Source organism: Terrihalobacillus insolitus (assembly GCF_028416575.1).
Classification (GTDB): Bacteria; Bacillota; Bacilli; order Bacillales; family Amphibacillaceae; genus Terrihalobacillus; species Terrihalobacillus insolitus.
This window is the reverse complement of the sequence record NZ_JAMQKB010000005.1, coordinates 159,096-179,375: the sequence shown is the minus strand read 5'-3', so window position 1 is coordinate 179,375 and position 20,280 is coordinate 159,096. Positions and strand designations below refer to the sequence as shown.

At 36.4% G+C, this 20,280-nt stretch carries 20 protein-coding genes; all 20 read right to left on the bottom strand.

Going from position 1 to position 20,280, the window contains the following annotated elements:
- Positions 1-211 (bottom strand): transposase (locus tag NC797_RS07730; protein ID WP_272436198.1); only part of this gene is annotated, 211 nt, incomplete at its 3' end.
- A gap of 386 nt (positions 212-597) precedes the next feature.
- Entirely contained in the window at positions 598-954 is a 357-nt protein-coding gene (locus tag NC797_RS07725; RefSeq protein WP_272436197.1) for a hypothetical protein, read from the bottom strand.
- 76 nt (positions 955-1,030) lie between these two features.
- Entirely contained in the window at positions 1,031-1,870 is an 840-nt protein-coding gene (locus tag NC797_RS07720; RefSeq protein WP_272436196.1) for a hypothetical protein, read from the bottom strand.
- A gap of 14 nt (positions 1,871-1,884) precedes the next feature.
- On the bottom strand, positions 1,885-4,059 hold the full coding sequence (locus tag NC797_RS07715) for a type IA DNA topoisomerase (protein WP_272436199.1): 2,175 nt from the start codon (positions 4,057-4,059) through the stop codon (positions 1,885-1,887).
- A 34-nt stretch (positions 4,060-4,093) separates the two neighbouring features.
- The gene (locus NC797_RS07710; protein ID WP_272436195.1) at positions 4,094-4,405 is read right to left on the bottom strand and encodes a DUF2325 domain-containing protein; all 312 of its coding nucleotides are present in this window, start codon (positions 4,403-4,405) and stop codon (positions 4,094-4,096) included.
- 97 nt (positions 4,406-4,502) lie between these two features.
- Positions 4,503-4,946 (bottom strand): response regulator, encoded by a 444-nt coding sequence (locus tag NC797_RS07705; protein ID WP_272436194.1) that lies wholly within the window; start codon positions 4,944-4,946, stop codon positions 4,503-4,505.
- 157 nt (positions 4,947-5,103) lie between these two features.
- Positions 5,104-5,739: a hypothetical protein gene (locus NC797_RS07700; protein ID WP_272436193.1), complete on the bottom strand. Its 636-nt coding sequence runs from the start codon at positions 5,737-5,739 to the stop codon at positions 5,104-5,106.
- Positions 5,740-5,771: 32 nt separating this feature from the next.
- On the bottom strand, positions 5,772-6,368 hold the full coding sequence (locus NC797_RS07695) for a hypothetical protein (protein ID WP_272436192.1): 597 nt from the start codon (positions 6,366-6,368) through the stop codon (positions 5,772-5,774).
- On the bottom strand, positions 6,368-7,045 hold the full coding sequence (locus NC797_RS07690; RefSeq protein ID WP_272436191.1) for a hypothetical protein: 678 nt from the start codon (positions 7,043-7,045) through the stop codon (positions 6,368-6,370). The genes NC797_RS07695 and NC797_RS07690 overlap by 1 nt, the downstream gene beginning before the upstream one ends.
- A gap of 334 nt (positions 7,046-7,379) precedes the next feature.
- On the bottom strand, positions 7,380-7,538 hold the full coding sequence (locus tag NC797_RS07685) for a hypothetical protein (protein ID WP_272436190.1): 159 nt from the start codon (positions 7,536-7,538) through the stop codon (positions 7,380-7,382).
- Positions 7,539-7,573: 35 nt separating this feature from the next.
- Positions 7,574-8,743: an AimR family lysis-lysogeny pheromone receptor gene (locus tag NC797_RS07680; protein WP_272436189.1), complete on the bottom strand. Its 1,170-nt coding sequence runs from the start codon at positions 8,741-8,743 to the stop codon at positions 7,574-7,576.
- A gap of 281 nt (positions 8,744-9,024) precedes the next feature.
- Positions 9,025-9,789: a hypothetical protein gene (locus tag NC797_RS07675; RefSeq protein ID WP_272436188.1), complete on the bottom strand. Its 765-nt coding sequence runs from the start codon at positions 9,787-9,789 to the stop codon at positions 9,025-9,027.
- Positions 9,790-9,811: 22 nt separating this feature from the next.
- The gene (locus NC797_RS07670) at positions 9,812-10,798 is read right to left on the bottom strand and encodes a helicase-related protein (RefSeq protein ID WP_272436187.1); all 987 of its coding nucleotides are present in this window, start codon (positions 10,796-10,798) and stop codon (positions 9,812-9,814) included.
- A gap of 221 nt (positions 10,799-11,019) precedes the next feature.
- A complete protein-coding gene (locus tag NC797_RS07665) occupies positions 11,020-12,822 on the bottom strand; it encodes a reverse transcriptase domain-containing protein (RefSeq protein ID WP_272436186.1) in 1,803 nt (600 codons plus the stop codon).
- Positions 12,823-13,438: 616 nt separating this feature from the next.
- On the bottom strand, positions 13,439-15,481 hold the full coding sequence (locus NC797_RS07660) for a DEAD/DEAH box helicase family protein (protein WP_272436185.1): 2,043 nt from the start codon (positions 15,479-15,481) through the stop codon (positions 13,439-13,441).
- Complete coding sequence (locus tag NC797_RS07655; protein WP_272436184.1) at positions 15,465-15,665, bottom strand: hypothetical protein; 201 nt, start codon at positions 15,663-15,665, stop codon at positions 15,465-15,467. The genes NC797_RS07660 and NC797_RS07655 overlap by 17 nt, the downstream gene beginning before the upstream one ends.
- Before the next feature lie 155 nt (positions 15,666-15,820).
- A complete protein-coding gene (locus tag NC797_RS07650; RefSeq protein ID WP_272436183.1) occupies positions 15,821-16,702 on the bottom strand; it encodes an ArdC-like ssDNA-binding domain-containing protein in 882 nt (293 codons plus the stop codon).
- Between the two features lie 695 nt (positions 16,703-17,397).
- A complete protein-coding gene (locus tag NC797_RS07645; RefSeq protein WP_272436182.1) occupies positions 17,398-18,432 on the bottom strand; it encodes a DnaA N-terminal domain-containing protein in 1,035 nt (344 codons plus the stop codon).
- A gap of 484 nt (positions 18,433-18,916) precedes the next feature.
- Positions 18,917-19,531 (bottom strand): CadD family cadmium resistance transporter, encoded by a 615-nt coding sequence (locus NC797_RS07640; RefSeq protein ID WP_272436181.1) that lies wholly within the window; start codon positions 19,529-19,531, stop codon positions 18,917-18,919.
- Positions 19,532-19,561: 30 nt separating this feature from the next.
- Positions 19,562-19,930: an ArsR/SmtB family transcription factor gene (locus tag NC797_RS07635; RefSeq protein ID WP_272436180.1), complete on the bottom strand. Its 369-nt coding sequence runs from the start codon at positions 19,928-19,930 to the stop codon at positions 19,562-19,564.
- Positions 19,931-20,280 lie beyond the last annotated feature (350 nt).

Genomic DNA, 20,280 nt, shown 5'->3' with positions numbered 1-20,280 from the left:
GTAGATTGATTAACTCATCCTGCTCTGGAGTTCTATTGTCTTTCTCTTCAAATGATCCAGTTGATTTATGTCGGCGTACCCACGTATCAAAGGCAGATGGCGTCAGCTCGTATTCTTTGATAATTTCGCTTCTGGGTTTACCTGAAAGGTGCAGCCGGACAATTTGTTCTTTAAACTCTTTTGAGAATGTTCTTCTTTCTCTTTTGGCCATAAATTGATTCTCCTCCGACTTTGTATTGAATCAAGTTTACATGACCTTAATGAGTCTGTCCAACTAAGTGTAACCTATCCAACACTTACATTAGAACAGCTAAGAGACCTTATCAGAGAGCGATTGTCTAGGTATATGGGCGATTTAGCAAAGCCCTTTACACCAAAGGACAGAAGTTGGTTTGATTAGACTCTTCTAAAAAAACATGAGGTACATCTTTGCTAATCCAATCAAACCAAAGATAAGTGCTACTATTCTTGATACAAATTTTGCTACCTTTAATAATATGGCTATAATAATCCCCAATACTATCATCATTGGTATGGTGTCCAGGGATTGAAACCACTCTATTGCTTGTAAGATACTTTCCACCTTATACACCGCCTTTATTCTATCCTTACATGGTTATCAAGAAACTTCATCAATACACTATCTACTTTCCTTTCAAACAAGGTTCGCACTTTTCGCTTTTTAAATCGAAATACCATATCCTCATTGACCAATAGTGATTGGTTCGTTGTTATTGCGGAAGGACTATCCCCCACATATACAAGAAGGGAGGAAAGGGTAAACAACCAAAACAATGGATTGTAATACGTTTTAACAAAAAAAGAAGGAGTCCAGCCAATACTATTCATTAATTGGTTCTCTACTGACTTATCTGCTGGCACAATCCTTACCCTTGTATGAAACGGTTCAGTGGATGAATGGTCTTCAATTGATTTAATATCTATGTAGTACATGATTGTTACCCTCACCTTTTCTTTAAGCATAAAGGTATAACAGTGACATTATTATACTTTTTGAGTTACTGCTGGTTCACTTTAGAAATTCTATATATTTATCCGATTTTATTGCCATTTCCGTTGTGTTTTTATCATTATAAGTATTTTTGCTTAAATGGCCCCAAGCTAATATATTCTTCCCCATTAATTCCTCATCGGTATAGGTAAAGTGTTTAAAATAACGATCAAAGACCATTAAAGAAAATAATACGTTATTTACTGGTTTAAAATTAATATAAATTACTCTCTCTCTCCGAAGAATCGCATCAACTACTCCGTATACGAAATAACCAACTTTCGGCAGCATTTCCTCTTTCCATAAAAGGTTATGAGCTTTCTCCTGGTCTACAATTAAAGAAGATATCGGCACCTTCTGACCTTTCACATTAACTAGAATAGAGCTAAGTACGTCAGGTTCATAAGACACCATTAGCTTTACGATTGACTTAAGTGAACTAATGCTTGATGGGGTTTCATTATCTTGCTTTATCTTAACTTCACTAGGGTCCTGTTTCTTTTTATCCGACTGTTCTCTTTCAGCAACTTTGCTCTCATAATCCGGATCTAGCTTGTTGAGATTTATTCTAACTAAAGTTTCTTTCATACCTTTATCTAATAAGTCTCCCTGGTACTCCTCTACCTTCTTCACTGATTCAACGAAAGTAAGCGGTTTGTAGAAACCACAACCTTCATTATGTTTGGAATCGTGCTTTCCTGTTGTTTTAAAATAAGGCGAAACATTCTCATTACCTGGAACAAAAATGACTGGTACCTTACAAGACTTATCAATACAAAACAAACGGGTCCCGTGAACGTCGGTATTATATTCTCTAGCTGTTATCACCTGCCCGTTATGAAGAATAGCTGAATTCATATTCAACGCCTCCTTTATTTTTTACTTTTTGGTGGTACACCTTCAAAATTAAATTTTAACCGTTTCTCTTCCTTGTTCCATACGAGAAAAGCGTCAAAAGTATCATCTTTATTTCTTTTCTTAAATCCTTTTATTAGTGGAGTGGTTCCCTTTTCGAGAATACTGGTAATATGATGTTGAGAAAGTTTCTTTCCACTTTTTTCTTTTGGTAAGGAGAAGGAACACCCACTTGAGTTATATCCAGTACATCCATAAAAATTACCTTTATCTACTATGGGCTCTTTACACTCAATACAAGGGCCAACCGTTTCTTCCTTTTGGAATTGTTCCATTATCTCGGTAAAGTCCCAGTTTTTCGAGTCCTCTTTAATTTTTTCTATATACTCTTTTGTAACGTCTATGGTGCGTTGTACAAATGGCTTGTAATCCTTTTTACCTTTGCCTACCATTTCCAGATACTTTTCCATATTACCTGTTGTTACTGGTGAAGTAAGATAACTGTTTTCTCCTAAAGCTTTAATTAAAATTTGTCCCTTTGGTTCTATATAAACCTCATTCTTTTTCACGCTTATATACTTTTTTTCCAGGAGCTTTTTAATTATATCTGCTCTAGTTGCAACGGTTCCAAGGGATAAATCGGATTTGGATAAACCCTGTTTTTCGTCTTTTTCGATAAAAGCGGAGGCATTTTCCATTACCTTTACTAATGATCCTTGATTCAACCTTGCCTTTGGAGCGGTGATTCCTTGTTCTATATCGACTGTTCTTACTTTCACCAAGTCCCCTTCTTCTAAAGATGGAAGCGCCATTTCTGGTTGGTTTTCTTGTGTTCCTTCTGTCTGAAATACCACTTTCCAACCAGGTTCTACTAACTGTTTGCCTTTCGTTTTAAAGGAAAACTTATCTTCTATCACACTAATAATCTCAGTCTTATCATAAACCGCATTAGGATAGTGGGCTGCTATAACAGACCTTGCTATCATGTCATATATAACCTTTTCATGGTCGGTCAATTGTTCAAAATTGACTGGTTCTTCTGTTACTAATAATGCAAAGTGATCATCGGTCTTGCTCTCGTCGACGTACCTTTTGTTAGAAGATATATCATCAATCGGAACCGGCAGTAATGGATTGTATTCCGGAATTTTGCTTAAGTTGGATAATATTGTTGGGAACAACTTGGCCTCTTCCCGCGTAATGTGAACAGGCGAAGCGGGATAAGTTATTAACCCCTTCAGATATAAAGACTGGGCTATCTCCAGGATTTCGGCCGCTGAAAGCCCTAGACGCTTATTACCCTCTAGTTGTAATTGAGTAAGGTTGTAGAATTGAGGCGGTTGATTCTCTTCCTTTTTCTTTTCAACTGAATAAATTACCGCTTCATTATCTTTGCATATGTCAGCTAATACAGCGGCTTGTTCTTCATTAAAAATATGGTCCGCACCTGGTTTATACCATTTGCCTATAAATGATTGTTCACCCAAGGAAAACTCCGCTAACACATCCCAATATGGTCTACTGACAAAATTTCTTATTTCCATTTCACGTTTATAGATAATACCTAGAATTGAGGTCATTACTCTACCCACAGGAAAACCACCGGAATTACTCTGTATACCCTTCTGTTCTAATAATACAGTGGTCAAACGAGAGAAATTAATTCCCATTATCCAGTCGGCTCTTTGCCTAGCAAGAGCTTCGTAATATAATGGCATGGTGTCTTTTTGATCTTTAAGATTATCAAATGCCTTCTTAACTGCAGTGGGTGTCAAGCTACTGGTCCACAATCGTTTTACAGGCTTCTTATTTCCAGCCAACAAGAGAATTTCCATGATAAGTAATTCCCCTTCACGGGCAATATCACCGCAATGTACTACAGTTGAAATTGTTGAATCTTTAATATACTTGCTTATCAAATTGAACACTTTCCGCTTAGATGGTGTGACTTTCAATATGAATTTATGTTCTTCAGGAACTATTGGAAGCTGCTCAACAGACCATCTGCCCCCCCATTCCTTTTTATATTCTGCTGGATTAGCTAATTCACAAATATGTCCAACCGCATTCACAATAATGGCTCCTTGCGGAAAAGTTTTACAAGGAAATATTTCTATGTGTGTCTTTAGATCTTTATGCTTATAAGGTTGTGCCAGCTTCATAGCCTGACTTCTTTTCTCAGCTATACACAAGAACTTCCCCAATTGTCATCACACTCCCTTTCAATTAGGCAGCGTTTTCCATCGCTAATTCTTCCATACACTTCTGGATGGCTCCGGATGCACCGAATCCTTTGTGAAAAATTATTTGTTTGTTCATCTTTTTGCTGATTTCTTTAACACAATCCATTGATACATGCCCAACCGCTCCATATAACACGCAAATCACATCTGCCTTTTTGATAATATTTCTAAATTCCTTTTTGTTCCCACCGTTCCTTGTTTTACCTCCATGAAAAAGCACTTTACACCCATGTTTAGCACCAATTTTTTGAAAGGTCTTCTCCTGTGATCCACCAAAGATAGCAATAGTTTTCATAACAAATACCCCTTTTCAATGTAATTTTATAACAAATATACCACATATTACACCAAAAGCAAGTATTTATTCAAACTTTCTTATAAATTGGTTACCCTTAAGCAGTTTCCAAACTTCTATTAGGCTCGTTCTTTTCCTGGTATTCATCCAGTAAAATGTTAGCAACGAAGGGATGAATGTAACGCTCTCCTGACAACATATTGTAAGTGTAATTGACTAAATCAGTAGTGCTCATATCTTTCATAAGAAAACCTTGAATATCCCGCTTTAAGAGAATGAGGATATTCTCCTTATCGGCTTCCATCGATAACAAAACTATCTTTACTCCTTTATCTATAAAGAAGTCAATAACAGGCAAAGACAGTTCTCCTTTTAAAAAAGGATCTACTATTACTAAATCAGGCATCGTTTCTAAATCCGAGTATGACTCTAATTCAAAATCCGACGCTATCACGCTGTAACTAGGTAATCGAATCTCTAATAAATTTCTGACCCCTTCCCTAAAACTATCTTGTTCATCAATTACTAATATACACCCCATGGTTTACCTCCTTTCAAAATGCAAAAAACCCCCTACCACACAGGCATACTTTGCCTGTTTCGTGATAGGGGGTTCCCTTTAGTCATTTAGTTATTAGTACTATTATACCAAAATCTAATAACTATTGGGGATTAATTTGTGATTTTAAATGTTTTATTTACTTCCAGTCCAAAGGTTTTGGCGATGATATCATTGAAATCTTACCGTTAGCTAGTATAACATACTGGCCATAACCTTCTTCATCAACGTACCACGCCATTCGTGAAGCTAAGGATAAAGCAGTATTATGGTTATGCAATGGATACGGAGATTTATAAACATTTTTACTCCAGCCTGATTTTACCTTATCATTGGTCACCGCCATAAATCGTTTCTGTGATTTATTTACTATCCAACATCCATAGGCGCCACAAGGAGAAATATACCAAATTGCATCATCTCTGCTTGCTGGATAATCCGGTTGCTCAGGATAAGTAGACTGTACAGCATTAAACTTATCACCGTTGAATTCCATGAACATCATTTCGTCCTCAAAGTCTACTTCTTCTTCAGTAAGGGTATATTCAATTTCGGATTGTTCATCCGCTTCAGGCAGATAAACAGAATCATCATCTTCATCCTTGTAAATCATATCCCCACATCGTGCAGCAAGAAGTGGATCATCCGGGTTAATTTCATGATTTATACCACATTCTTTTGTAACAGGATCAAACAACTCACAGTTCAACCTACATGTTGGTGCAGTTCTTTCTTTTTTATTTAAAGTGTTATCTACCACTAATTGCAATGCCATATGTAGTTCCCTCCCTTAATAAGCGAAGGTCTCTATATGCCTTGTATAACCATTGGCATGACAGCTGTTAGAATGGATAGACATACCGCTCCTATGTTTAGTCTTTTACTCCACCTGGCGTACTCTGGATGATTTAGAAACTTATGGAAGAGTCTCATAACCAATCCCACCAGGACCATTCCAATGGCTGCAAAGAAACCTGCTTTTGTTAATAAAAGCATAAAAACACTTACCAGAAGTGTAACACCCGGTCCACTCGTTGTAAAGAACAATATAAAAAACAGCCTTATACTCATTACCAATATAGGAATACCAATAAGGATTCCAGTTGAACCTTTTAGTACAGCACCAGTCTTTGTGACGAGTGCATATCCCATCTTTATAACCCCGATTAAAAACATAATTGCAAAAACGGCTGTTACCGTAAAGGATATCTCTGGTGCTTGTCCATTTAGATAATTAGTTATTTCTTCAGCAAATATACCAACGTCTTTACTTTTACCTTCCGTTCCATCCTTTTGAGGAAGAAAAGGTAGTGGACTGTCTCCTGCTGCCAATGCTTGAAGAGGAGTTAAAATAATAAAAAATAAAATGATAACTGGAAACACTAATAGTTTTGCCACTGTCATTATCCAATCTCCCCTCTTCTAATATTGAAGAATTTGGATACCAGTTCTGTTCTTGCTTCATAATTAATTTTCCCATTAATCACTTTAAACGAGTTTTCGAACCTATTTCTTCCTATGTTATCACGCTCGCATTTATCAGTAATGACTAACCATTGCTCCAACATTTGACGGTTATACTTATTCGGTTCCTTTAAAATTGATGTAACCGTTCTGGCGTCAATTTCTAAAGAGAAGATAACATTACGGATCACTCCTTCAAAACCCTTAACCTCAATGTTTTTTAAATAGGGATAAAAGAGCACAAACGGCTTAAATCGCGGATATAAAAATCCTGGAACATTCTCTACACCTTTAGGTAATTCGAGTTTTGCTTCAATCTTCACTTTTTCCTGTTCGAAGTTACCGTCGGGTAAAACCGTAACGGACGCATCAATGGCAGAAGATCGGAAGAATTTACACAGAGGTTCAAACCAACTGAATTCTGCAGCAAAAATGTTTTCTTCAAAATTTATATAATAATCCTCATCTTGAGCTATCCCAGAAACCCCTTCTCCATAAACAAGGGCATAGGGATGATTCTTTTTTGGACTATACTTAAATTGTAGTGATTCTATATTTAAACTTTTGTCTTTCATTTCTGATATTAGTTCTTCAATTCCCGATTCATTTAAAAGCATATCGATCACCTCATTATCTAATAGTTGGAATTGTAGCACTTGTCGTAGTAAATTATCATCTTATGTAACTATTTAGGACAAAATTACTACAAATACATTATGTTAAGATAGTGTCTCCACTTATCGTACTATAAAAATGCCGTTTTTTTGTCGAAACATGTAGGTTATCGGCAAAAGATGAAAAATAATGTTAATTTTTGAAGGGGTTCAGTAGATTTAGTAGTAAAAAAGTTTAGCATTTTACAAAAGTGTATTATGCTAAATTTTTCTGTAAAGAACGAATGACACCACCCTAATAGAGTGATGTCATTCTTACATAGACTTAGTATCTTATTTAGTTGCCAATCCCGCCACCTGGGTCCATATACATGAAGCTTGGTCCTGAATCACGAGCTGCAAATTCTTTAGTTGTGTCTGTCTGGATACCAATGAAAGGTATAGCCAACACAGCAGCGATTACTAAACTAGCGGTTGCTTTTTTAATCTTTGACATACTGTCCCTCCTAATAGTCATTCTTAAAAAGTGTATCATAATGAAGTCATAAATTCGGTATCTTGGCCCCTTCTTTCTAACTCAAGGAGCGGAAGTTGAGAATAAAACTTATTTCCTTGTCTTCTAAATTCTCTAACCGAATCCTTTAAAATAGTCTCATCTCCCAGGGATAAACCTTTATAATAAATTTGGAAAGGAGTTAGCGACCCATTCTGTTCTTTCAGATTATCTAGTAGTTGGATAGACTCGTATAAACTTCCTGTTCTTGCTTTAAAATGGGCCAACTCACTAGGGTTATCTATCTCTTCTTCACTTTGTACTTTCTTCCAATAAACCTTGGCAAAGCTTAACGTTTTCGTTAATTCCTTCTTTCGGATTCTAATCCGTTCTGTGTCTAACTCATTGAGAACGGAAATCCCTTCAAGTAAGAATTGTTCTACCTTAGCGTAACTTTCAAACATGTATGATTGGGCTAGCACATGATAAGCAGCCGCTACACACATCGGAAACATATTAGGATTATAGTTATTAATTAATTCCCATGATATATCCCTGGATGCTTGAATATCATTTTGAAAAAGATATCCATTCGCATAGATTTCCAAGATCCTAACTGTAAAAGCTTCTTTTATGTAAGGATTCTTTATCGAATCTGTCTCCAATGGAAGCTCTTTTGTTAGCTTAAACATACTACTGTGTTCTTTCTCTTCAAAATACGCATACATTTTTATAATACTATTTAGTATTTGCATTTCTTTTGTCTTTAAGTTACGTTTCTCCGTCAGCTTTTCAGTAGCTTGTAAAAGCCTTCTCCCTTGAAAATACCCCTTACTTCTAGATACCATAACTTCATACACGTCAGCCCATTCATTGTTAGGTCTGTTTCCATTTTTCTCTTGTTTAACTAGAAATTCGAGAAAATCTGTCTCACCGATCATATGGGAATACTCCATCGCAAGCCTTAAGTTCTCTGGTCTTTCTGTAGTCTTACAAAATTCATAGAACTTTTCTTGCCTTTTCGATGGTGAGTCACTGTAAACTAGGGTGATTAGCTGCATGAAGTGTGGTAAGCCAATCCTATAGATACCCTTAAAATATTGAGAGACAGCTCCAGGGGATATCCCTAGATACTCAGCAACCTGTTTATTGGTAATCTTTCTTTCTCTTTTATCCTCGAAAATTTGGTTCAAAAGATGTATACTCAAAAACAAATCACCACCTCATGTAAGATAAAAGGCTCTATGTTGTATATCAGATTTTTACGTACTTAATTAACCGCTAATTAGTTAATATACTAATTTTACCAAAAAACGACTGATTTCGGTATTGGGAAAGTCGTAGGTAAAAATACCCGATTATCACACTTCTAGGGTGCCAACTTTCCTAATATGAGGAAAGTTAGTTCTAACAGCCTTATCAATGGATACTAGATTTCCTACCATCCATTGATAAGGAGGCGACAATTTCATGTCGCTCCCTAAATTTTTTAAATAGCAATTCTTCTATCGCTTCTTTCGCTATCTAAATATATTTCTTCATCTGGTATTACATAATCGTCTGACACACTTGTTTCTAACGTGATAAAACGATCAACTTGAATACCATTTTCTTCTCTCCTAATATCAAGAAGTAAGACATCACCTTTTGATACCTTCCTTGCTTCATCTATTCCTATGTTAATCCATGCTCTTTCACCATCAGATACGTGTAGGTAAGATACTTCTTTCCCAATAACAGAAACAATCCATTGCTGACTCCCATATAATTTTTCTTTAATTTTAGCTGTTTTATAATCATATTTAGTTTCTGGAATTGTTACATGTTCCTCAACATTTATATCATTTATGGATAAACAGTCGTCATCCTCAACTATCAATCCATCTATTTCATGTTCTATCCATAACGGAGGACAATCAGCATCTGAATGTTCCATATATTCACCATGATAACCTACTTCATTCGTAGACTTATCCATAGAAAACTCAGATTCCAAAGTGGTCAGAAGGTCCATAGCACCATCATCTAATTCTGATACTTGAGCAACTTTCACATCCTCTTCCTCACTGTTGATAGGAACAAGAGGATGAACCTCTTGTTCACTTTTACAATCTTCTACATCCAACTGTTCAACCATCTCAAAAAATGAATGTTTAGATTCGCTGTTAGTTTGATAAGATTGGATACTTTCAAATACATATTGTTCAATTAGTAAATAAAACACTATGAAAAACTCAACTAATGAGATATACACTTAAATTCCTCCCGCTGTTTTATTAATCAAAAAGGTTAAACGCAAGCTGACCATTTACTGGGGCTTTCTTCGTCCGTTTAGCTTTCTTTTCCTCAGACTTAACCTCAAATATTGCTGCATTATACGAAGTTGGTTCAGCTGGCTTTCTCTCTGTACTTACCAAATGGGAAAGCACAGCTCCGTCTGCTACCATATCGAAACCAAAGGCTTCTACCAAATCTATTTCTAGTACGCCATTGTCTCCTTTAAAACCAACAATTTCACCCTTCTCAATATTGGCAGTAATGCTATCAGCTTTTCTGATAAGAACATTTTTGGTTGATTCTGATTGGATTTGTTGACGTACCCAAGCAATAAATTGGTCTTTAATGGATTTAGGCTTCTTCTTTCCAACTCCAGCCAACAATTCTCTTGCACGATCTGAAGTTTCAGCAACCCATTCCTCAGTTGAACCTTTAAGGTTTTCTCCCTTTTTAATCGATTTGATTAACATGCTTTGAAGATCACCTTCATCGCCAAGCATAGCACTCAAACCATCTGTTGACACGTCACCGTTAATCGCACTTGCTGCTTTATTCTTCATTGCAATGAGTTGGGCCATTTGCTCCTGGTAACAATCTCTATACGCAATATAATAAAGTCGGCATTCTTCCGTCTGGCCAATTCTCCATGCACGACGGGAAGCTTGGTTTATTGTGAAAAGACTCCAGCTAAATTGATAAAAAATCAATGTTGGAGTAGAAATGAGATCTAATCCCACTTTCACAAGTTCTTGCGAAACGATAACCACATCGTATCCTTCTCTTTCAATTTTCTTTTTTAACCATTCGCTACGTCTATTTGTCTGTGTAGAAGAAGTATCGAGTATAGCTACTTTTGCACCTATATCTTCAAGTACCTTTTGAATTCTCGGTCTTACATCTCTACCTTCTACAGAAGAACCAGTGTCGCGAACATAAATGATTGACTTACGCCCTTCTTCCATTTCTCCCCGAACAAGTTCTTGCAATTTCTTCTCCTTATTCAGCAACCTATCTGCTGAAAAGTGATTAGGACTCCAAATAAGTTCTCTCTCTCCTTCGTCATTCTTATAAAGAACGTCTGGGAAAGTAAACGGATAGGGTAAGCGCCCAGCGCCTTGCCATATTTCTATGTTAGGTTTCCAAACGCTCCCCTCCGAACCGGACTTACACGTCTCCGCGTATCCGGCTCTCCACTTTTCTTTGGCTATTAATCTAGTCTTCCGGCATGTAAATCAACGTGGCATTGCTCACAAAGAACAAGAGTCTTTCTTTTTCTTGCAATCATGAGTTTTTCCCAACGTTTTTTGCCTTTTAGATTTTTTAGTTTCCTAACGTGGTGAACTTCAACCTTGCCCTTCTTACCGCAATGTTCACATTCTTCTGCATTAAGGCGCTCAATGAGACTGTTCCGGGTTCCGTAGGTATTGTTTGGAATTTCATCCATTGCAATAGCTTTCGAGTCCAATTCACGTACTCTTTTGAAACCTTTATTGTAGAAGAAAGAAGTTCTTTCACCTTTTTTTGTTTGGTACTTAACCGCGATATCTTTTCCAATGGCAAATTTCTCTATTACCCTCACTACAGAGATTTGGTACTTGGAAGCCAACGTTTTGAGAAGGCTGTACTTCATCATGTGGTGGAAAGTATCCATTTGCATTGGCACATTGAAGGCTAGCTTGTAATAGTTGTATAAACCTCTGATTTCGGCATTGTAAATATTGAAAATTTCAAGGTCATCTAGATTTGTTAACTCCTTGCGATGAATGAATTCCCATTTGTTTCCTTTCATCTTAATGGCGTTTAGCTTGAGGAGCTTATCTCTTACAACATTAGCTGGCACTGATAGTTTGACGGTATAACTCCATACTCTTTTAGTCATCCCATTTGCAACTTTCTTAAATGATTCATCTCTTCTTACCGAGACTTCATATCCAAGAAATTTTGCCGGCTTTTCGCTGTGGGTGATGAGAGTCTTCTCATCGGACAGTTCGATTTGTAGAGTGCTTTGTAGCCATTCCTTTATCTCATGTTTGACTTTTTGGGCATCTTCTTTGCTTCCGTTAATACCAATAAGAAAATCGTCTGCATATCTCACATAGCTTAATCGCTTAAAATTTGGGTCCATTTCATTGTATGGACTATGTTTTCTCATTTCTGCTGAGAGTTTCTTATAGTCTTTTATGAGTTGTTCCCTTTCTGGTGATTCTTTGTCGAGGGTTTCAATTTTCTTTTTTAGGGTCTGTTTTTTCCATTCGACTGCACGATACTCTTTGTTACGAGTCCTGCCTTTGCCATGGTTAAAACGGGTTTGTAATTCATTCATGAATTTGTCCAGTTCATTGAGGTATATATTAGAAAGAACAGGGCTGATTATCCCGCCTTGTGGTGTTCCACTATAGGTTTTATGGAATTGCCAGTCTTTCATATATCCAGCTTTAAGAAATTTCCAGATAAGGTCTATGAATCTTTCATCTTGGATTTTTTTCCTAAGCAACGAAACTAGTACATGGTGGTCGATATTATCAAAGAAACCTTTGATATCACCTTCAACAAACCATCTAACTCCATGAAATTTTTTCTCGACTTGTTTTAATGCTGTGTGAGTGCTTCTTCTTGGTCTAAAGCTGTGTGAGTTGTCGGAAAAGTGATTTTCGAAAATAGCTTCAAGAATCATCCTTATAACTTCCTGTAACAACTTATCCTGAAAAGAAGGTATGCCCAATGGTCTTTTAGAGCCATTTTTCTTCGGGATTTCTACTCTCCGAGCTGGGTTGGGTTGATAACTGAAGTCTTTTAGCTTTTCAATAAGTTTTTGTACTTTATCTAAGCTGAATCCATCAATTGTTTCCCCGTCGGTTCCTTCCGTCATATTTCCTTCTTTGTGATAGATATTGCTATACGCAAGAAGGTAAAACTCTTCGTTAAACAGTTGTCGGTAAATTCTAGTATGTTTATAGTTCTCGTTAGTTTTATTAGCCAAATTGCTTAAAACTACTTTTGGATTTTGCATAGTGCTGTCAGCACCTCCCCAATTTTGTTTGATAAGCTGAAAAGCTGCATTCCTTCGCCATGTACTAGGCTTTCCCTAGCTCGGACTACTACGAATGCTCTGTTACCGTATAGGATTTTCAGTCTCTTTAGCATGACATAGCCAAATTTTTGGCTCTCCTACTTAGGTAATCCCTGCTTAGCTTATATTAGACACGCTTGTCGCGATGTCGGATTCCACTTTCATCATTTTATGCGTACGCATATGGACACTCATTTTCAAACCTATCAGACATTCGATAATCCAAAACCTCCGACAAATGAGTGCTTACCGTTTCAGTGACTTTCGGTAAGGTCTTCCCACTGACTTCCTCTGATTATGGTTCAAGCAGTATAGCTTTAATCCTCGTTCGCATCTTTTCACCTTGCCCTTACCCACTAGACCATATATCACTAAATCCTGGTTAGGGCTTTACCGCCATGCTATGTTCAGCCTTGTTGGTTTCCCTCATGCCTTTGGAGACTATAAATTGCTACTTTATAGCCTAACTTCGGTTGGTGATAGGAGTTGAAGCTTTTAGTTTTTGGTTTGATTTCTCCTAGTGGTTGCGTTACTTTCCACTATCTTAATAAAGCCGTTACAGGCGCACATTATCCGGATATGCAATACCTGTTTGCGTCAACGGAAGGTATAATTTATGTCCATCTTCTCGTGAGTCAATTTGACGTTCAAACTCAAACACCATTTCGTCGTATGACCTTTTTAAATCAGTATCCATATCGACAAGGATAGTCGGAACATTGACTAATTCAACTGGATCTGGCCATACATCCACCAAACGAACCAACAATGTGTTTTGTACCAAGAATTTACCAAACACAAATGGTGAGATACCAGGTAGTACTTTTTCTGTTCGTTTTGTTCCGCCTCTACTTTGTTTATTGGAGTATTCTCCTTTGTCATCAAAGTTAACGGTAGTGGTTTCAATATTGCCATATTCTTCATTCCATTTACGCACCTCTGAATATTTAAAGCCATTCTGTACCATAACATGTGGGAACAGTCTCCATAGCAGATAATAGACATCCTCTGCTTTTCCGCCGAATAAAGTACCAGTACCACCAACTACTTTCTTACTAGAAGCAACAAGGCTACCTAAAGAATTTCCTTGAGCTGACATACCAGACTTCAGTTCATGGATTTCATCAACCAAGGCTATATCGAAGAAATTTTTCATCTTTCTCCGGATATATTCAATAGTTGCGATCCTTCTCGGCTTTCCTTTCGCTTTAGGAATTTCCTGTTGAGTGTTTTGGATATTCTTTGCAAGACGTGTATTTCCATCTTTTAAGGCATGTACCAGTTTGTTCTCGTATTCAGCCCATTCTTTGAAAGAACCATATCGAGTTGGTACACGTTTTGTCCAAAGGCTAGATCCACACTCAGAACAAAAAGCATTCGCTGGATTTTGGCTGTTATGGAGTCTTCTTGAAGAACCAAATTCTTCAGGACCCATGGCACGTTTATTTTTGGTTGTTTCTTCCTCACCGTTCTCATTCATTTGCACATCTGTAGACTCAACAACTTGGTGAGCTTCTCCGCAATCTGGACAGTAATATCCATAACGGTACGGCAGCAAATTATTTTGAATTTGAACATCAGTTTTCTTTCTAGTAAATTCCACTACCGGTTCAATAGCACAATCCCCTCTCATAGTTGTAAAACTAATGACAAAGTAGGTTGGTCTATTCGGTTTCTTCCGGCCTGCTTTTGTCCATTCAGCATGGTAATTAATTAATTGTTCCGTCTTGCTGATAACATGAACATTCGCTTCAGGAATTATCTCTTTTATTTCCTCTGGCCATTTCTTAGTTAAAGATGGCGGTACCATCACACAAGCAAAATAGCCTTTTTTACCCTGCTCTTTATGATAAGCATCGGTTAACCCTACAAGCATTGTGGTTTTACCGGTAGACATTTCCCCTTGGATAATTAGACTCTTTTGTTCCCTTAGCCGTTTAGACACCGCGGTTGAAACATGAGCTTGTACAGGGAACAGCGGACGCTTATATGAATCAAAGTGCGAAAAGCTGTTGTCTGTCATTGGATTATGGGTTGGTTGGACTTGCTCAGATACTTTTCCAACCATATCGTTGACATAGTCACCCATATAGCTAGTTAGGTCATTTACTTCCTCGAGCGCCTTTCCATTTCCCTCATTTGGAAACTTCAGCTCACCCTGTTTTATCAATTCTGATATCAGATCATCCGCTTGTTCTTCCTCAATATTCAATTTCAACAAAGAGAAGCCATTTGGAAATAATCCTTTATCATAATAGAAGTCTATGTCTTCCAAGTATCCTCGGTTCGACAATTCGTTAAATACGGTTTCTTTCCATTCTGGTAAGATGTGTAACCCGTATTTACCTCCACCTAAAACTTGACGTATATCTTCAGCAGGATCTCCTTCAAAGGAAAGGATATATTCGTCATTACCTAGCAGTTTGTCATGGACAATTGCTAAGGCTTTGCGGTTTTGGCTAATAGTAATTGGGAATTTTTCATAAGAACCTTTTTCTGATACGATTTGGAATTCACTTTTAAACTCATAATCAGTAAGTTGCTTTTCCCCATAGCCAAAGTGAAGACCGTTACTTCCAATATCAATCGCTGCTTTCATTGCGTGTTGAGTCATTTCCGGAAATTATAGCGACTAAAAGCTTAGGATTCATCCAGTCTTTTTCCGGCTCTTCTACAGCCAGGGCATAACAGAAAGCATCTTGCCAAGCCTGTTCTAGGTAAACCTCTAACATTTTAGGATTCTCTGGTGTTTCTTTAACTTTGTTCCATTGAATTACGCTCATTTATGCTCCCTACCTAAAAGTATAGATAGGGGCTATGTGCACCCCTATCTATACTCAAAAGATAGGGATACACCTCCCTTATTCATGTTTATTATACGAACAAATGTTCCTATTTACAATGTAATTTTGTAAATATTTTTTCACCTCTTAAAGATTTAAGCTGTTTTTAGATCTTCATCCTGTTCTTCTTCTTTTAATGCTTCAAATTGTTGAATGATCTTTGCAGCTGTATCACATATTTTAGTACCGAATTTCATAACAGCTTCATCATCTTCCTTACTCCAGGATTTAACATATTGAAACGAATAATCCGAAGTATCGAGTCCGAAATAGGAGCATACAACAAATGCTGTTCCTTCCGCTACAACCTCTTGCTCTTTTTTAGAGCTTTTGAGATTAAAGCGATCAACAATACTGTGAACTAACTCATGAACCAATGTTTTACAACGATGGTTTATGGAAAGTTCGGATGAAACAGTGATTGAATGTTCCATTGGACTGTAGAAACCATTTGCAACTCCGGTATCACCATATGTGATGGGACAATTATCTGCTTCAGCTACCTTTTCCGCTAAAGAGATGATTTCTCGTGCTTCAGGACAATCTCCCTCAAGTGCAATCTTTACTTTATCAATGGGAAGTGGGTCTCCTTCTGTTTGTGTATAATCAAAAACAGGAACAGTTATAAACCCAATTAATTTGTAATCTTCACCATTGCTTTTTTCCTCATCCTTCGCTTTCACAAATCGAGGAGCAAAGATTCTTAGTGCTTTTTGTCCTTTTTTAACCTTACGTCCCAGTTCATTCCACCGTTTAAAACTTGCTATGAAACTAGCATGTGGCAGTTGGGCCTTAGCAACTATTAGGTTACGAAAGGAATATGATGGCATAAGAGCCTTCATTTCCAAAATAGCCTTTAATTGCTCTGGAGATCGCATAAAGTTTAGGACGCCTTCTTCCAGTGTTTCTAACAGTTCCTCAACCCGCTCCTTTTGTGTAGGTCGATTCCCCTTGTTCTTCCACCCTTTTTTACTCAATAAAAACACCCTTTCTGAAGAAAATTTTATATATAAAAACGAGAACAAGCTGGGAATAAGGAAATATCCCATTTGTTCTCGTTAATATCCACTCTCATTTTGCTTATAAAACACAAAAAAGCCTTTGAGTTTAATAGATGGCACAAAAATTGCGCTTATCCATCAACCTCAAAGGCTGCTTAGTTGTTTAATCATTACCCGCTAATCTCATAATGAGATTGCAAAAGAAAAAAATAGAAAATCAATATATATGTATTATATCGTTTATTAGGAGATTCGACAACAGATAGAAATAATTTAATAAACTAATTCATTTTTGTTTGCTTGTTATCAATTCGTAATAAATATAGTTGTGTTGCATATTATTGATAGTTCATATGATAAGTAATTCATTAGGTCAAATTATTTTACCACCCCTGCTCAAATCATTTTAGGAGTTGTACTCAAATGATTTGACTACCCCTACTCAAATCATTTGAGTGGCAAACATATATTCCCCTACTCAAATGATTTGACCACCTTTTTTACCAAAAATTAGGGTAAATACCCTGGTCAAATTATTTGAGTACCCCTAGTTAAACTATTTGAGGGGTGGGTGATTTATTTTACTACTATTTAAAGTGGATAAAATGTGGGTAAATTGGGGGATAAAAAAAGAACCCTGTCTTAAACAGGATTCTCCTTTTACCCACTTTTTATTCTGCGAAAATATCAAAAGTTAATTTTTCACATAATATACCTAGCTCTTCCATAACTTCTTTAATTAACGGTTCATAACGGTTCTCCACCCATTCATAAGCGAATTGATTAGGGAGACATATTAACCAATGATTCTCTTTATCTTTATACGCTACTGTTTTTTTGAACCAGGTATCAAAAGAAGGTTTACTGATCTTTGTCTCTATTCTCTCTAATATCGAATTCCATTGCTCTTCTTCTTTATGAGACATCTTCATTTTAGCATTTTCATATTCTTCCTGGTATTCATCCATTCGTTCAATTTCTTCTTTTAGGACCCCTGTTGGTTTTTTAACATCAATAACCTCAGCTCTTAGTTGCTCATAAACATCAGCATAATTATGAGAAAGGTCAAATTCAAATTGACTCTCCTTCTTAATCCTTCTTAAGAAGCGATCATGTTCTTTTCTTAAGGATTTTGGTAGCTGGTTATATTGCTCCCTTGAAAGAAAAGGAAGTGTTTGACGAACCTTGATAAGGATAGTGCCTTGCAGTCGTTCATCATCTTCCTGTTCTCTCCAGAAACGGATGATAAACCCTGATTTCTCTAAGATGTCTAAATATTTGCGAACTGTCTGTTTAGAGCTTGTAATTTGTTTGGCGATTGTATCTAAGCTAATCCAAGTATAATCCTTATCCCAACAATAACTTAATAAGATTATGTATGTATAAGCTACGTTGCCTCCGCATTTGGGATCAAACGTGGGACCCCAAAACCGTAAGAGATAATTATTAATAATTGTTTTATTTCCATTCATGTCAGGAAGGAGTTTGGTATGACTTTCTAATTGAAAGTTAGCAATAGACTCCTCGCTATAATACTCTTTCTTATGTTGTTTAACCTTTACTGTTTCTTCTTTAACTCCATGCTTTCGTCTAGTCTTTCGTTCAACTTCACTTACAACATCAGTTGGAACAAAACGGAAATACCGATACTTAGTATGTTCTCCGGTTGCCAAACTTGGCTGCAAGCCCTCTTCAAAGCTCTCCATTATTCATTTCCCCTTCTTCCCCACCTATAAATATTATAGAGATAACAAGGAGATTCTTCTTGGACTTTTTCGTACTATATGATAAACTAAGCATAGAAAAAGTCTTAAAGAATCCTACCTTATAGCTTTATATAATCTATCCAGCGGCCAAACTGAGAAAAGATTATATAAAGTGACCGGGTGGGTTTTTTTTTATGTGTTTTTGCAAATGAAACCTGTGGCTTTAGAATAAAGTTTGATAAAAAACACCTCACAAACCTTATTATTTGCGCAAATTCAAAAAAACCCGTTTTGAAAAAAGATTGATCAAAACAGGTTTTCTTTTTATGAATTGGTATACAATTTTTATAAAAAAGTTTGACCATTTTATGACCGCATTGTTACACAATTGCGCCCGATTGAAGCTTAACTCTTATTCAATTACTGTTACCGTTTCTGGAATAGGGATAAAACCCATATATTGGCTTTTATTATGTTTGTGGTTTTAAAGAAATGAGAATAAAACATTGAATGTACCGTTCTCAAACATAATATAAATACCCAATCCTATAAAAACAATTGGTACAATCCAACGTTCATATTTCTCAATTTTTTCCGATACAAAATTCAAGTGGGCTAAACGATAGCCGACATAGAGTAAAACACCAATCATAATTAAAATGACAATAATAGAAACAAGAATTTCAGTCGCATTTAACGTTGTGAAATACGGTACATAAATGGAAAAGTCATCCGCACTGGAAGCCAATACGATAAAAATGACTGACATCCATAACTGATTAAACCTACCTGAAGAAAATATGGACAAAATTTCGCTTTCATCTTCATCCTCTTCTCCTTTAATCCATATTTTTATACCTAAGTAAAGTGGTAAAAGTCCAAGTAATCCTATAACCCATTGTTGGGGAACTAAGTTCGAAACTCCTAGAGAAACTAAAAGACTTGCTCCTATAACAATTACCGTTCCAACATACTTTCCTATCCAAATATGTTTTTCCTGTCCTTTTTTTATTTGTGAAAACAAAAGAATTAATATAACGAGATAATCAATTCCTGTCGCTACATAAACCGCTGCTGCTGTTAGTATTGTTTCAATCATACTTTCACCTCTAATAAATACTGAATAAGATTAAACATTGACCGTCTCCTCTTTTTTATGTGCCAATGCAATCGTCATTATCTGCTTGATATGTTCATCATCTAACGAATAAAATGTAAGTTTCCATTCTTTCCGATACTTTACAACCCCTTGTTTATCAAGCTTTCTCAAATGATGGGAAGCATTTGCAACCGTTGAACCGATAATATTTGCTATATCACATACACATAGTTCATCTTCTTGGCACAAAGCATAGATAATTTTTGCTCTATTTTCATCAGCAAAAGCTTTTAACATCTGGGCAACACCAGATGTATTAGTTGCCTGTAAATCCTCTTGTACTCGATTTACTTTTTCTTCGTCGTAACAGTAAATTTCGCAAGTATCTTTCCTATCCATATTATCACCCCGTCTTCATTCAAATATTTGCTTGAATAAAGTATAACAATTTTTTATTAATCATTCAAACAAATACTTGAATGAAATAAAAAGAAAAGAAGAATCGGGATTACATACCCTGATTCTTCTTCAAATTAATATTAGTGTAAAAATTAATTCAACAATATGGCCCGTTTGCGGCACAATACTTTTCGTAAAATACCCTTTGGAATCATCATATCCAAAGGGATAAACCTTCGCAACATTTTTCTAAACGTTGCGACTTTATTTTAAACGTCGCATCTTTTTTACAAATGTCGTAACTTTATTTTAAAACCACAAAACCGAAATAAATTCAAAGTATTCTTGTT

Bases quoted from the DNA above. Each gene is read 5' to 3' on its own strand.
- NC797_RS07700 (WP_272436193.1), bottom strand. From the start codon at position 5,739: ATGGCATTGCAATTAGTGGTAGATAACACTTTAAATAAAAAAGAAAGA.
- NC797_RS07705 (WP_272436194.1), bottom strand. From the start codon at position 4,946: ATGGGGTGTATATTAGTAATTGATGAACAAGATAGTTTTAGGGAAGGG.
- NC797_RS07645 (WP_272436182.1), bottom strand. From the start codon at position 18,432: ATGGAGAGCTTTGAAGAGGGCTTGCAGCCAAGTTTGGCAACCGGAGAA.
- NC797_RS07690 (WP_272436191.1), bottom strand. From the start codon at position 7,045: ATGCTTTTAAATGAATCGGGAATTGAAGAACTAATATCAGAAATGAAA.
- NC797_RS07655 (WP_272436184.1), bottom strand. From the start codon at position 15,665: ATGAGCGTAATTCAATGGAACAAAGTTAAAGAAACACCAGAGAATCCT.
- NC797_RS07685 (WP_272436190.1), bottom strand. From the start codon at position 7,538: ATGTCAAAGATTAAAAAAGCAACCGCTAGTTTAGTAATCGCTGCTGTG.
- NC797_RS07725 (WP_272436197.1), bottom strand. From the start codon at position 954: ATGTACTACATAGATATTAAATCAATTGAAGACCATTCATCCACTGAA.
- NC797_RS07640 (WP_272436181.1), bottom strand. From the start codon at position 19,531: ATGATTGAAACAATACTAACAGCAGCAGCGGTTTATGTAGCGACAGGA.
- NC797_RS07695 (WP_272436192.1), bottom strand. From the start codon at position 6,368: ATGACAGTGGCAAAACTATTAGTGTTTCCAGTTATCATTTTATTTTTT.
- NC797_RS07665 (WP_272436186.1), bottom strand. From the start codon at position 12,822: ATGCAAAATCCAAAAGTAGTTTTAAGCAATTTGGCTAATAAAACTAAC.
- NC797_RS07720 (WP_272436196.1), bottom strand. From the start codon at position 1,870: ATGAATTCAGCTATTCTTCATAACGGGCAGGTGATAACAGCTAGAGAA.
- NC797_RS07635 (WP_272436180.1), bottom strand. From the start codon at position 19,930: ATGGATAGGAAAGATACTTGCGAAATTTACTGTTACGACGAAGAAAAA.
- NC797_RS07710 (WP_272436195.1), bottom strand. From the start codon at position 4,405: ATGAAAACTATTGCTATCTTTGGTGGATCACAGGAGAAGACCTTTCAA.
- NC797_RS07660 (WP_272436185.1), bottom strand. From the start codon at position 15,481: ATGAAAGCAGCGATTGATATTGGAAGTAACGGTCTTCACTTTGGCTAT.